10 protein-coding genes are annotated in these 13,820 nt (G+C 66.9%); 3 read left to right on the top strand and 7 right to left on the bottom strand.

Annotation, left to right across the window (positions count from 1 at the left end; translation table 11 throughout):
• Window positions 1–76: 76 nt before the first annotated feature.
• The gene (locus AB0I14_RS15230; protein ID WP_358022555.1) at window positions 77–766 is read left to right on the top strand and encodes a LuxR C-terminal-related transcriptional regulator; all 690 of its coding nucleotides are present in this window, start codon (window positions 77–79) and stop codon (window positions 764–766) included.
• Here the strand turns inward: AB0I14_RS15230 and AB0I14_RS15225 are convergent.
• The 3 genes from AB0I14_RS15225 to AB0I14_RS15215 all read right to left on the bottom strand — a co-directional run bounded on the left by AB0I14_RS15225 (window position 763) and on the right by AB0I14_RS15215 (window position 9,264).
• A complete protein-coding gene (locus tag AB0I14_RS15225) occupies window positions 763–2,229 on the bottom strand; it encodes a glutamate synthase subunit beta (protein WP_358022552.1) in 1,467 nt (488 codons plus the stop codon). The genes AB0I14_RS15230 and AB0I14_RS15225 overlap by 4 nt on opposite strands.
• On the bottom strand, window positions 2,222–6,811 hold the full coding sequence (gene gltB, locus AB0I14_RS15220; protein ID WP_358022878.1) for a glutamate synthase large subunit: 4,590 nt from the start codon (window positions 6,809–6,811) through the stop codon (window positions 2,222–2,224). Before gltB ends, AB0I14_RS15225 begins: the two co-directional genes overlap by 8 nt.
• Window positions 6,812–7,206: 395 nt before the next feature.
• Window positions 7,207–9,264 carry a heavy metal translocating P-type ATPase gene (locus tag AB0I14_RS15215; protein ID WP_358022549.1) on the bottom strand — a complete coding sequence of 686 codons (2,058 nt, stop codon included), beginning with the start codon at window positions 9,262–9,264 and terminating at the stop codon, window positions 7,207–7,209.
• A gap of 62 nt (window positions 9,265–9,326) precedes the next feature.
• On the opposite strand from AB0I14_RS15215, the gene AB0I14_RS15210 reads away from it, so the two are divergent.
• The gene (locus AB0I14_RS15210; RefSeq protein ID WP_358022546.1) at window positions 9,327–10,127 is read left to right on the top strand and encodes a PaaI family thioesterase; all 801 of its coding nucleotides are present in this window, start codon (window positions 9,327–9,329) and stop codon (window positions 10,125–10,127) included.
• Window positions 10,128–10,250: 123 nt separating this feature from the next.
• On the top strand, window positions 10,251–11,024 hold the full coding sequence (gene aqpZ / locus AB0I14_RS15205) for an aquaporin Z (protein ID WP_358022543.1): 774 nt from the start codon (window positions 10,251–10,253) through the stop codon (window positions 11,022–11,024).
• Window positions 11,025–11,026: 2 nt separating this feature from the next.
• Here the strand turns inward: aqpZ and AB0I14_RS15200 are convergent, their stop codons facing one another.
• The 4 genes from AB0I14_RS15200 to AB0I14_RS15185 all read right to left on the bottom strand — a co-directional run bounded on the left by AB0I14_RS15200 (window position 11,027) and on the right by AB0I14_RS15185 (window position 13,788).
• Complete coding sequence (locus AB0I14_RS15200; RefSeq protein ID WP_358022539.1) at window positions 11,027–11,821, bottom strand: hydrolase; 795 nt, start codon at window positions 11,819–11,821, stop codon at window positions 11,027–11,029.
• A gap of 76 nt (window positions 11,822–11,897) precedes the next feature.
• Window positions 11,898–12,449, bottom strand: a complete 552-nt coding sequence (locus AB0I14_RS15195; protein WP_358022536.1) for a DNA starvation/stationary phase protection protein — start codon at window positions 12,447–12,449, stop codon at window positions 11,898–11,900.
• Window positions 12,450–12,519: 70 nt separating this feature from the next.
• Entirely contained in the window at window positions 12,520–13,419 is a 900-nt protein-coding gene (locus tag AB0I14_RS15190) for a DNA-3-methyladenine glycosylase 2 family protein (protein ID WP_358022533.1), read from the bottom strand.
• 9 nt (window positions 13,420–13,428) lie between these two features.
• The gene (locus tag AB0I14_RS15185) at window positions 13,429–13,788 is read right to left on the bottom strand and encodes a DUF427 domain-containing protein (protein ID WP_358022529.1); all 360 of its coding nucleotides are present in this window, start codon (window positions 13,786–13,788) and stop codon (window positions 13,429–13,431) included.
• Window positions 13,789–13,820: the final 32 nt, after the last annotated feature.

The raw sequence follows: 13,820 nt of genomic DNA, 5'->3' as shown, positions 1-13,820 counted from the left end.
GTGGGCACTCTATGAGCGGCCGGGCGAGGGCAGAATCGTCCAAAAGGATGAACTCTGACGGTGGGAGGAGTGCGAGATGTCGGTTCGGCCGGTGCACCGCAACACTCGGTTCAAGCGCAACACCATGGAGTTCCTGTCCCGCTTCGTTCGTGTCTCGGGGATGGTCTTCTACTCGGTCGATGACACGATGAATGCCGGTGAGCATGTGTTCGACCGGATCCGTCCCGAGGAGAACGGCCGCTACACCGGCTATTTTCACGAGTTGGACCCGTTTCATCCCCGCCGGTTCGCCGGGTCCGGTGCTGATCTCGCCACGTCGAACGATCTCGGTCAACGCTTGGACCGGACCGACTACTACGCGGAGTTCTTCCGTCCGATGGGCTATCGGTACGAAGCGGAGCTGTACCTACGCCATGCCGGGCGGATTGTCGCCGGGGTTTCCCTGCTGAAAAGCGCGCAGGACGGCGACTTCACCAAAGAAGAGATTGGGTTCCTGCAGAAATCCCACGGATATGTCGAGCAGTCGTACTGCATGCTGGGCCAATTGCCGAGCACGCCAAGTTCCTCTGCGGTCCCCGAGCATTGGAAACTGTCTGCGAGGGAACGTGACGTCGTCGAACTACTGGCTCAGGGCGCGAGCAACGGCGACATCGCCCGCTCCCTGTTCATCAGCGTTCCGACGGTGAAAACCCACCTGCAGCACGTCTACCGAAAATCCGACGTGCACACACGAACCGAGTTGGTCACCCGGCTGGTGCAGGGTTAGCGCTGCGGTGCGGCCGTCGGCTTGATCACTACCGGCAGGGCGGTCTTGCCCATCAGGTAGCGGTCCACGCCCGCGGCGGCGGCCCGGCCCTCGGCGATGGCCCACACGATCAGCGACTGCCCCCGGCCCATGTCGCCGGCGACGAACACGCCGGGCACCGTGGTCTGGAAGTTGTCGTCGCGGGAAACGTTGCCGCGGTCGGTCAGCTCGACGCCGAGCTTGTTCAGCAGACCTTCCTTCTCCGGTCCGACGAAGCCCATCGCGAGCAGCACCAGGTCGGCCTTGAGCTCGAAGTCGGTCCCTTCGACCTTCTCGAACTTGCCGGCGTTCATCTTGACCTCGTGCGCCCGCAGTGCGGTGACGTGACCGTCGGCGCCGGTGAATTCCTCGGTGTTGACCGAGAACACGCGGTCGCCGCCCTCCTCGTGGGCCGAGGACACCCGGAACATCAGCGGGTAGGTCGGCCACGGGGTCGAGTCGGCGCGGGTCTCCGGCGGGCGCGGCATGATTTCGAACTGGTGGATGCTGGCCGCACCCTGACGGTGCGAGGTGCCCAGGCAGTCCGCGCCGGTATCGCCACCGCCGATGATGATGACGTTCTTGTCCTTGGCCGTGATCGGCGGCTGGCCGTCGGGGCCCAACACATCGTCGCCGAGCTGAACCCGGTTGGCCCAGGGCAGGAATTCCATGGCCTGGTGGATGCCGTCGAGCTCGCGGCCCGGGATCGGCAGATCGCGCCATGCGGTGGCACCGCCGGCCAGCACGACGGCGTCGTAGTTCAGCCGCAGCTGGGCCACGGTGATGTCGACACCGACGTTGACGCCGGGCCGGAACTGGGTGCCTTCGGCAGCCATCTGTTCCAGGCGCCGGTCGATGTGGCGCTTTTCCATCTTGAACTCGGGGATGCCGTAGCGCAGCAGGCCGCCGATGCGGTCGGCGCGCTCGAACACCGTGACGGTGTGGCCGGCCCGGGTGAGCTGCTGGGCGGCCGCCAGTCCGGCCGGCCCGGACCCGACGACGGCGACCTTCTTGCCGGTCTGGACGTCGGGCATCTTCGGGACGACCCAGCCCTGGTCGAAGGCGTTGTCGATGAGCTCGACCTCGACCTGCTTGATGGTCACCGGATCCTGGTTGATGCCAAGGACGCAGGACGCCTCACACGGGGCGGGGCAGAGCCGTCCGGTGAACTCCGGGAAGTTGTTGGTGGCGTGCAGCCGCTCGATCCCGTCGCGCCACCGGTCCTTGTAGACCAGGTCATTCCACTCGGGGATCAGATTCCCCAGCGGGCAGCCGTTGTGGCAGAACGGGATACCGCAGTCCATGCATCGCGATGCCTGGTCCTGCAGCTTGTCGTGGGAGAAGTCCTCGTAGACCTCTTTCCAGTCCTTGAGGCGCAGCGGAACCGGCCTGCGGGTGGGGAGTTCCTTCGAGGTGTGCTTGAGGAAACCGCGCGGATCAGCCATTTGCGGCCGCCATGATCGCCTCGTCCACGTTCTCGCCGGCACGTTCAGCCTCGGCGATCGCGGCCAACACGCGCTTGTAGTCGCGCGGCATGACCTTCACAAAGTGCTTCAACTCGTTAACCCAATCAGACAGGACCCGTTGTCCCACAGCCGAATCGGTTGCGTCGACATGGGCGGTGAGGATGCCCTGCAACCATTCGATGTCAGAAGCCTCCAGAGCTTCCAGCTCCACCATCTCGGTGTTCAGGTTCTCGCCCAGCACACCGGCCGGGTCGTAGACGTAGGCGACACCGCCGGACATACCCGCCGCGAAGTTGCGGCCGGTGGGTCCGAGGATGACGACCTTGCCGCCGGTCATGTATTCACAGCCGTGGTCGCCGACACCCTCGACGACCGCGTGGGCGCCGGAGTTACGGACCGCGAACCGCTCGCCGACCTGGCCGCGCAGGAACGCCTCGCCGCTGGTGGCGCCGAAGAGCACCACGTTGCCGGCGATGATGTTGTCCTCCGCGGCAAAGCCTGCCGGCGCCTCCTCGGCCGGGCGGACCACGATCCGGCCGCCGGACAGGCCCTTACCGACGTAGTCGTTGGCGTCACCGTAGACCCGCAGCGTGATGCCCTTGGGCACGAACGCGCCGAAGCTGTTGCCGGCCGACCCGTCGAAGTTGATGTCGATCGTGCCGTCCGGAAGCCCCTGCCCGCCATAGACCTTCGTCACCTCGTGGCCGAGCATGGTGCCGACCGTGCGGTTGACGTTGGTGATCTTGGTGGAGAAGCGGACCGGAGTGCCCTTGTCCAGGGCGTCGCGGCTCTGGACGATCAACTGCTGATCCAGCGCCTTGTCCAGACCGTGATCCTGACGCGAGCTGCAGTAGAGGTCCTGGTTCATGAACGCCGACTCGGGCTCGTAGAGCACGGGCGTCAGGTCCAGCTTGTGGGCCTTCCAGTGCTCGGCGGCCTGGGTGGTGTCGAGCGCCCCGACCTGTCCGACCATCTCGGTGACGGTGCGGAAGCCCAACTGCGCCATGAGCTCACGGACTTCTTCGGCGATGAACATGAAGAAGTTCTCGACGAACTCGGGCTTGGCGTTGAACCGCTGCCGCAGCACCGGGTTCTGGGTGGCCACACCCACCGGGCAGGTGTCGAGGTGGCAGACGCGCATCATGATGCAGCCCGCCACGACCAGTGGGGCGGTGGCGAAGCCGAACTCCTCGGCGCCCAGCAGTGCGGCGACCACCACGTCGCGGCCGGTCTTGAGCTGACCGTCGACCTGGACCACGATCCGGTCACGCAGGCCGTTGAGCAGCAGGGTCTGCTGCGTTTCGGCGAGCCCGAGTTCCCACGGGGCGCCCGCGTGCTTCTGCGACGTCAGCGGGGTGGCACCGGTTCCGCCGTCGTGGCCGGAGATCAGCACCACGTCGGCATGCGCCTTCGAGACACCCGCGGCAACCGTTCCCACACCGTTTTCCGAAACCAGCTTCACGTGAACACGCGCGGCCGGGTTGGCGTTCTTGAGGTCGTGGATCAGCTGTGCGAGATCCTCGATCGAGTAGATGTCATGGTGCGGCGGCGGGGAAATCAAGCCGACGCCCGGGGTCGAGTGCCGCACCTCGGCCACCCACGGGTACACCTTGTGCCCCGGAAGCTGGCCGCCCTCACCAGGTTTCGCGCCCTGGGCCATCTTGATCTGGATGTCAGAGCAGTTGGTCAGGTAGTGGCTGGTCACCCCGAACCGGCCGGAGGCCACCTGCTTGATGGCGCTGCGGCGCCAGTCGCCGTTCTCGTCCGGCTCGAAGCGGTGCACGCTCTCGCCGCCCTCACCCGAGTTCGACCGTCCACCAAGGCGGTTCATCGCGATGGCCAGGGTCTCGTGCGCCTCGGCCGAGATCGAGCCGTAGCTCATGGCACCGGTGGAGAAGCGCTTGACGATCTCGGAGGCCGGTTCCACCTCGTCGATCGAGATCGGCTGGCGCACGGCCTCGTCACCACTGCGGAACTTCAGCAGGCCGCGCAGCGAGGCCATCCGCTCGCTCTGGTCGTCGACCAGGGCGGTGTACTCCTTGAAGATCGAGTACTGGCCGGTGCGGGTGGAGTGCTGGAGCTTGAACACCGTGTCCGGGTTGAACAGGTGGTACTCGCCCTCGCGGCGCCACTGGTACTCGCCGCCGACCTCGAGCTCGCGGTGGGCGCGCTCGTCGGGGCGGTCCAGGTAGGCCAGCGAATGGCGGGTCGCGACGTCGGCAGCGATGTCGTCGAGGTCGATGCCGCCCACCGGGCAGCTCAGCCCGGTGAAGTACTGGTCGAGCACCCCCTGTGAGATGCCGATCGCCTGGAACAGTTGCGCACCGGTGTAGGAGGCCAGGGTGGAGATGCCCATCTTGGACATCACCTTCAGCACGCCCTTGCCGGCGGCCTTGACGTAGTTGGCCTTGGCCTTGTCGCTGCTGATTTCGGCGATCACGCCCCGGTCGACCATGTCCTCGATCGACTCGAAGGCCATGTACGGGTTGACCGCGGCGGCACCGAAGCCGCACAGCATGGCCATGTGGTGCACCTCGCGGGCGTCACCGGCCTCGACGACCAGGCCCACCTTGGTGCGGGTGCGCTCGCGGACCAGGTGGTGATGCACCGCCGCCACGGACAGCAGCGACGGGATCGGCGCCATGGTCTCGTTGGATTCACGGTCGGACAGCACGATGATTCGGGCGCCCTCGCGGATCGCCTCCGAGACCTTGGCGCGGACGTTGTCCAGGGCCTCTTTGAGGCCCTGGCCGCCCCGGTTGACCGGGTACAGGCAGCGGATCACCGCGGCGCGCATGCCGTGCTTGTGGCCCCGGACCTCGTGGTCGGGGTCGACGCAGATCAGCTTGGACAGGTCGGCGTTGCGCAGGATCGGCTGCGAGAGCACGATCTGCCGGCACGAGTCAGGACCTGGATTGAGCAGGTCGCCCTCGGGCCCGATCACGCCCTGCAGGCTGGTGACCACCTCTTCGCGGATGGCATCGAGCGGCGGGTTGGTGACCTGGGCGAACAGCTGTTGGAAGTAGTCGAACAGCATCCGCGGCCGTGCCGAGAGGATGGCGACCGGGGTGTCGGTGCCCATCGAACCCAGGGCCTCGGCCCCGGTGCGCGCCATCGGCGCGACCAGCAGGTTCAGCTCCTCGTAGGTGTAGCCGAAGATCTGCTGGCGCAACACCACGCGGTGGTGCGGCATCCGGACGTAGTCACCCGGCGGCAGCTCGTCGAGGGGGAACAGGCCCGCCTCGATCCATTCCTGGTAGGGCTCCTCGCTGGCCAGCTGAGCCTTGATCTCCTCGTCGGAGACGATGCGGCCCTGGGCGGTGTCCACCAGGAACATCCGGCCGGGCTGCAGGCGCAGCTTCTTGACGACGGTGGACGGGTCGAGCGGCAGCACGCCGGCTTCGGACGCCATCACGACGAGGCCGTCGTCGGTCACCCAGATACGGGAGGGGCGCAGGCCGTTGCGGTCCAGCACGGCGCCGATCACGGTGCCGTCGGTGAAGCAGACCGAGGCCGGTCCGTCCCAGGGCTCCATCAGTGAGTCGTGGAACTCATAAAAGGCCCGGCGAGCGGGATCCATCGACTCGTGGCGTTCCCATGCCTCGGGGATCATCATCAGCACGGCGTGGGGCAGGCTGCGGCCACCGAGGTGCAGCAGCTCGAGCACCTCGTCGAAGCGCGCGGTGTCCGACGCGCCGGGGGTACAGACCGGGACGATCTTGTCGAGCCCGTCGGTGCCGAACACGTCGGTACGGATCAGCGCCTCACGTGCGCGCATCCAGTTCTCGTTACCGGTGACGGTGTTGATCTCGCCGTTGTGGGCGATCCGCCGGAACGGGTGGGCCAGCGGCCAGGACGGGAACGTGTTGGTGGAGAAGCGGGAGTGCACGATGCCCAGCGCGCTGGTCATCCGCTCGTCCTGCAGGTCCAGGTAGAACGCCTTCAGCTGCGGGGTGGTCAGCATGCCCTTGTAGACGAAGGTCTGGCCGGACAGGCTCGGGAAGTACACCGTCTCGCGACCGGGGCCGTCCTGGCCCGGTCCCTTGGTGCCCAACTCGTGTTCGGCGCGCTTGCGCACGACGTACGCCTTGCGCTCCAGGTCCATGCCGGTGGCGCCGCCGATGAACAGCTGCCGGAACGACGGCATGGCGTCGCGGGCCAGGGCGCCCAGTGAGGAGTCGTCGATCGGCACCGGACGCCAGCCCAGCACCTTCAGGCCCTCGGCCTCGACGATTTTCTCCACGGCCTCGGCTGCCGTGGAGGCGTCGCGCGACGACTGCGGCAGGAAGGCGATGCCGGTGGCGTAGCTTCCGGCCTCCGGGAGTTCGAAGTCGACCACCTCGCGCAGGAACGAATCGGGGACCTGCAGCAGGATGCCTGCGCCGTCGCCGGTGTTCGGCTCTGCGCCCTGGGCACCGCGGTGCTCCAGGTTCACCAGTGCTGTGATCGCCTTGTCCACGATGTCCCGGCTCCGGCGACCATGGATGTCTGCCACCATTGCCACACCGCACGCATCATGTTCGTATGCGGGGTTGTACAGCCCGACCTTGCTGGGCGCCATTCCCACCTTGCCCTTCAACACGCTTCTACGAAGAAGCCGGCTCGGCGTGGGTGGCCTCCGTGCAGCACTGGACGACGGCTATGTCCCACACGCCATAAGTGGAGAAAACGATAAGGCAACTACCGTGGCAGATGCCAACTTAGCCAAGCCTAACTATGCTTGTTCGGCAACTTTGGAACCCGCGCGCCAGCCGGTCGCGGAAATGACGAATTCCGCTGCCGCCCTTGTTATTTCATGTCGACGCCATCGGGGGTGACCCGCCCCCCGGCGGGGCTCACAGCCACCCCACGCGTCCGCATAGTTTGCCACACAGATCACACTAGCCCGTTATAGTGCTGTTATATCGATATTCGATATTTGCAGTAAAGCTTAGTCAGATTCTTAGAATTGCATCGTCAACGTCCCGAGGCCTGCGCAACACTGCGCACGCCGGCCTCGGGCCGTAGGTCGAGCCGACGTAGGGACTGCGCGTTGAGTGCCACGACGACTGTCGACGCTGACATCAATATCGCTCCGACCGACATCGGCATTACAAAGCCCAGCGGAGCGGCCACGCCGGCAGCCAACGGGACCGAGATCAGGTTGTAACCCGCTGCCCACCAAAGGTTCTGCTTCATCTTCCGATAGGACTGCCGGGAAAGTTCGATCACCGACAGCACCGATCGCGGATCGGAGCTGGCGAGGATGACCCCGGCCGACGCGATGGCGACGTCGGTCCCCGCACCGATCGCGATGCCGACGTCGGCGGCGGCCAGCGCGGGCGCATCGTTGACGCCGTCACCGACCATCGCGACGGTCAGGCCCTCACGCTGTAATTCGGCGACCTTGGCGGCCTTGTCCTCGGGCCGCACGCCGGCGAATACCCGGTCGATGCCCAGCTCTGAGGCCACCGCCGAAGCCACCGGCGCGGCGTCACCAGTGATCATCACCACTTCGATGCCCAGATTGTGCAGCGCGTCGACGGCCTGCCGGCTTTCCGGCCGGATCTCGTCGGCCAAAGCGAGCGCGCCGGCCACTACCCCGTCGACCAGCACGTGCAGGACGGTGGCGCCGTCCCATTGCGCGCTGTCCGGCAGGGCCGCTTTTCCGGCCTGGTCGAGCAATGCGGGCCCGCCGACCTGCACCCGATGCCCACCGACCAGGGCGCTGACCCCGACCGCTGGGGAGGAACTGAAGTCGCTGGCCGGCGGCACGTCGAGGTCGCGGCGCCGTGCCGCGGCGACGATGGCCCGGGCCAGCGGATGCTCCGAGTCGGCTTCGGCGGCTGCGGCCAGCGCCAGCAGGTCATTCTCGGAACGGTCCGTGGCCGCCATCGCGGTGACCGCCGGCTCGCCCCTCGTCAGGGTGCCGGTCTTGTCGAACAGCACTGCCCCGACCGTGCGCATGGTTTCCAGCGCCAGCCGATCCTTGATCAGCACTCCACCCCGCGCTGCCCGTTCGGTCGCAATGGACACCACCAGCGGGATGGCCAGGCCCAGGGCATGCGGGCACGCGATGACCAGCACCGTGATCGTGCGAACCACCGCCTGATCGGGCTCACCGAGCAGCGTCCAGGCCAGCGCCGTCAGCATCGCCGATCCCAGGGCGAACCAGAACAGCCAGCCCGCCGCCCGGTCGGCCAGGCGCTGCGCCCGCGACGAGGAGTTCATCGCCTCGCCGACCAACCGCTGGATGCCGGCAAGGGCGGTGTCGTCGCCGACGGCCGTCACCCGGATCCGTAGCCCGGAGTCGGTGGCGACGGTGCCCGCGACGACGTCGTCGCCCACGCCCCGGCGCACTGTCCGCGACTCTCCGGTGACCATCGACTCGTCCATGTCGGCCGCACCGTCGGTGATCCGGCCGTCGACGGGGACGCTGCCACCTGGCCGGACGATCACCAGGTCGCCGACCCGGAGGTCCGCCGGGGCCACGGTGACCACCTGCTCGCCGTCGCCGTCGCCCTCCACCCGCTCGGCCTCGTCGGGCAGCAGCGCGGCCAGCGAATCCAGGGCGGAGGTGGTCTGGGCCAGCGATCGCATCTCGATCCAATGCCCCAGCAGCATGATCACGATCAGCAGCGCGAGCTCCCACCAGAAGTCCAGTTCGTGGTGCAGCACGCCCAGGCTCGCGCCCCAGGACGCGACGAAGGCGACGGTGATCGCCAATCCGATCAGCAGCATCATTCCCGGTGCGCGCGAGCGTATTTCGCTGATCGCACCGGTCAGGAACGGTCGGCCGCCCCACATGTACATCACAGTGCCGAGCACCGGCGAGACCCAGCGCGCGCCGGGGAAATCCGGGATCGAGTAGCCGAGGATCATCGCGAACATCGGCGAGAGCGCCACGGTCGGCACGGCCAGCGCCGTCATGACCCAGAACAGCTTCCGGAACTGGGCGACATGGTCGCCGTGGCCCGCATGCTCCGCGTGACCGGTGTGTTCGTGCTCGTGCATCGCGTGTTCGGTCGTGGTCATATCGCCACCATATACCCCTAGGGGGTATCTCGCCACCGTGATGGGCGTAACTGTTGACGGCGATGCACTATCCGCTGAATACCCCGTTGGGCCGCATGGGCGTACAAACCCTTGAGGAGAGCCCGGACCGCTGCGTGGCCTCCATCCCCGTGGGCGGCATGCTCAATCCCCTGACGCGGATGCCGACCGTCGCACCGCTGGCGATGTTGGTTGATCATGTCGGCGGCCTGATCAACCACCTTCGCCGCAATGACGACGAGTGGACGGTGTCCAGCGAGCTGGCCATCGAGCTCACCCCGCACGCGATAGACCTCGTCACAGCCGCACCGGAGGTTCCGGTGGTGGCGACCGCGCGACCGTTCGGCCCGAAGGGGACCGCGTCGTTGGGGCTGTGCGAACTGACCCATGGCGACCAGTTGGTCGGGACGGCGACGGTGCGGTCCTTCCACATCCACGCGCCGGGGCACGTCGTCGCGTGGCCCGCCGACTCTGCCGAGGGCACACCACCTGCCACCCTGGAAGACCGCATGTCGGTCGAGGTCGCAGAGACCGGCGGTCGCACCGCGGTATTGCGGCAGCTGCCCGATCCCGTCATCAACAACAGCATCGGCATCGTGCACGGCGGGGTGTCGGCGGCCGCACTGGAACTCGTCGGCTCCGCGGCGCTCGGAGATGATGTCGGCGAGCCCTGGCGAACGGCGTCCCTGCGGGTCAATTACCTGCGCCAGTTCCGTGGCGGTAATGAATCCCGTTACGAGGCACGCATATTACGAGCCGGACGCAGCTCCGGGGTGGCTGACGCGCAGGCCATCGGCGATGACGGCGCCGTGGCGCTGGTGGCCCGGCTGACCGCTTATCGCTGATTTCGGTATGGCAACGTTAATTTCACTGTGCAATCGGTTTCGCAACAACGACTCTGCCATCAGCTACTGGCGTGACACGCTCCGGGTGAATCACATCTAGTCACATCTAGAGAGGAGTTCGCCATGGGTACGCCGACCATGTCACATCGATTGGCAGCCGAATTCATCGGGACATTCTGGCTGGTCCTGGGCGGTTGCGGTAGCGCGGTGTTCGCCGCGAAGTTTCTCTCCGACGGCTTCTCCGTAGGGATCGGGTTCCTCGGGGTGGCCCTCGCCTTCGGCCTGACGGTTCTGACCGGCGTGTACGCCTTCGGCACCATCTCCGGCGGGCATTTCAACCCGGCCGTCACGCTGGGCGCGGCACTCGCCCGCCGCGTCGAGTGGGCAGCCGTTGTGCCGTACTGGATTTCACAGGTCGTGGGCGGTCTGGTGGCCGGCCTGGTGATCTATGTGATCGCCAGCGGCAAGGACGGTTGGTCCGCCACCGGGAACATGGCCGCCAACGGTTACGGCGAGCACTCCCCCGGCGGATATTCGCTCGCGGCGGTGCTGCTGGCCGAGGTGATCCTCACCGCGGTGTTCCTGCTGGTCATCCTCGGTTCCACCGACGACCGCGCGCCGAAGGGCTTCGCCGGTTTGTCGATCGGCCTCACCCTGACGCTGATCCACCTGATCTCGATCCCGATCTCCAACACCTCTGTCAACCCGGCCCGTTCCACGGCGGTCGCATTCTTCAACGGCAACGGAGCGCCCGCACAACTCTGGGCCTTCTGGCTGGCACCGCTGGTCGGCGCCGCCATCGCGGGCCTGGCCTACCCGTTCCTGTTCGGTGCCCCGGAAGCGCTGGCCGAACGCCCGGTGCGCGACGATGCCCTGGAAGAGCAGCGGGCGCGGTGAGATCAGGTCAGGTGGTCGAATTCTCCACTGACCCAACGGATATGAGTCTCGGCTGACCGGTGCACTACGTCCTTGGCGGCGCTGTCTATCTCATCGCCGCCAAGGGTGTAGAGCCGGTCGTAGTCGTACCCGTCGAGCCGATCCGCGATCCGTCGCACCACGGCGGCGGACAACGGAACGTGTTTGGGGAAGTTGCGCTGGAACGACACCCAGTTCTTGGCCAGTCCGCCGGAGATGGTGTCCCCGACCAACAGCGTGCCGTCGGCCGTCAGCGCCACCGAACTGCCCCGCATGTGACCGCCGACTTGAATCAGTCGCACTCCACCCAGCGGTTCCAGCTCGTCGGTCCAGAGCTGGGTGAGCGGATCCGGACCCGGAAGCCATTCCTCATCAAGGGCATTCACGCAAACCGGCACGTCGCCGAATGCTCTGCTCCAACTGAGTTGCGCACCGAACATGTGGGGATGACTGGCGGCGATCGCGTCGACGCCACCGAGGCCGTGAACGAGGCCGACGATCTCGTCATCCAGGTAGCTCGGCGCGTCCCACAACAGGTTTCCGTGTGCGGTCTGCACCAGGAACGACCGGTGGCCGATGGCGAACTTGGGTGCGCGGCGCAGACTGTGCACTCCGCGGCCGTGGTCGACGTGTTCGGTGTGGTGTGGTTGCGCCGCCAATTCCTCCAGCGTGGTCCAGGTGCCGTGCGGTGGCAGGTCACCACGTTCCTCGATCGACACGGTCTCCGATGTCAACACACAGCTATCGGCGGGTTCGGTATCGGAATCCGGGTGTTCCACACCGCATCCCGTGCATATCCAACTAGGCATACACCGACCCTGGCACCTCAACAGCACTTGAGGTCAAGCCCGGAAACTATGCGCTCTTGCGCCGCGCCTTTCCGGCCGCGCCGCGCTCAGTGGGTGCCCCTTCGTGGACCAGCGTGCCTCCGGCACTTTCCAGATGCGCCCGGACGAACCACTGGAACTTCTCGAGTTCGGCGGCGTGATTGATGAGGGCGTCCTGGGACACGAGGTCGAGTTTCTCCAGCCGGTCGATCGCCTTACGGGTGTCCTCGATCACCCCGTTGTAGACGAGGTCGAGTGCTGCGAGGTGGGCTTGCACGTTGTCACGTCCCACGGAGTAGTCATCCCAGGTGCGGTCGGAGACGATCGCGCCCGGAGTGCCCTTCGGCGACTTACCCAGTGCAGCAATCCGTTCAGCGACCTCGTCGGCGTAGGACCGCGCCAGCTCCACCTGCGGGTCGATCATCTCGTGCACTCCGATGAAGTTCGGACCCACGACGTTCCAGTGGACGTGCTTGAGCGTCAGATGCAGGTCGTTGTACGTGCTGAGCTGCTTCTGCAACAGCTCGGCCACGGCGCTTCCCTGTTTGTCGGTCAGTCCGGGAATGGTGAACGCAGTCATTGCGGCTCCTTTCGGTTCACGATCGGTTCCGCCCCGGGTACCCGACAACCGCGCCGCGCAATCACCCGGGCTACAGCGCGCGCAGGTTCGGAATTGCCTGACGCGCTCCGAAACGCGGATTATGGGCCAGCCCACTGGCTTCCAGTAGGCGAACGGCACGCTGCCGGTGCGGTCGCAGCGGTTCGAGCAGTTCCACCATCGCCGCGTCGTCGATCGGCCGGCCGAGCAGGCTGCGGCCCACCATCGTGGCCAGGTGATAGTCACCGACTGACAGCGCGTCGGCGTCTCCGAAGGCACGTTGCACGGTTTCTGCCGCCGTCCACTCGCCGACCCCGGGCAGTGAGCGCAGCGCCGTCACGGCCCGCTCGGCGGTGAGTCTCTCGAGGGCATCGGAGCGCTGCGCGCAGCCGACGATGGTGCGGGCCCGGCCCGGGTCCACGTTGGCCCGGTGAAATTCCCACGACGGGATGCGCCGCCATGCGTCGGCGGTGGGTGGCACCCGCATCCCGTCAGGCGCCGGACCAGGGGCCGGGGCACCATACGCGAGCACCAACCGTCGCCAGGCCCGCCACGCGTCCATGCCCGAGACCCGCTGCTCGAGGACCGCGGGCACCAACGCCTCGAGTACCAGGCCGCTGCGTCCGAGACGTAGGTGCGGCACCCGCCGGTGCGCCTCGGCAATGGTCGGCTCGACAGGGTCGAAGCCGCCGGCGTCGTCGTCGGCACCCACCAGCGCCCCGAAACCATCCAGGAACTCCGCGCTACCCGAACCCCAGGCCTCGCAGGACACCGTGTCGCGGGCCGACTTGGTGATGCGCGCGGTGACCGCACCGCTGGGCATTGCCGACGTTCGCCAGATCGCGCCGTCTGCGCCGATCCGGTTGCAGGGGTCACCTCCGCCGCGCCGCCACGGGGCCAGCGTCAGGCCCGGACTGGCCGGACCGTCGAACGTGACGCTGGTTGAGGGCACCGCTCCAGACTAGGCCAGGGTGACGTCAGCCTTCTGCGGGTAGAAGGCCAGGTGATCGGCTATTTCGGCGACGGCCGCATACGGCTGCTCGTAGGTCCAGACTGCGTCCTCGACCCCGCCGACGTGGTAGTAGTTCGCCTCACCCTTGTACGGACAGTAGGTGGTGGTGCCGCTGCGCGTCAGCGTCTCCCACACGATGTCGGCTCGCGGAATGTATTGCACCGCAGGGTAGTTCGATTCCTGAAGGGTCAGAGCGTCATCGGTCTGCGCGACGATCGCGCCGCCGACAGTGACGGTGACCCGACGGCCGGTCGGGGCGATGGTGATGGGGTGGGCTGCGCTCGGCTGCAGCACCTGGCGCTCGGTCATATGCGGCACAACGCTACGGCGCGGCCACCGAT

This window comes from Mycobacterium sp. NPDC050441, assembly GCF_040655355.1.
GTDB lineage: Bacteria > Actinomycetota > Actinomycetes > Mycobacteriales > Mycobacteriaceae > Mycobacterium.
Note: the sequence above shows the minus strand (reverse complement) of the source record. Positions and strands in the feature narration are given on the sequence as shown.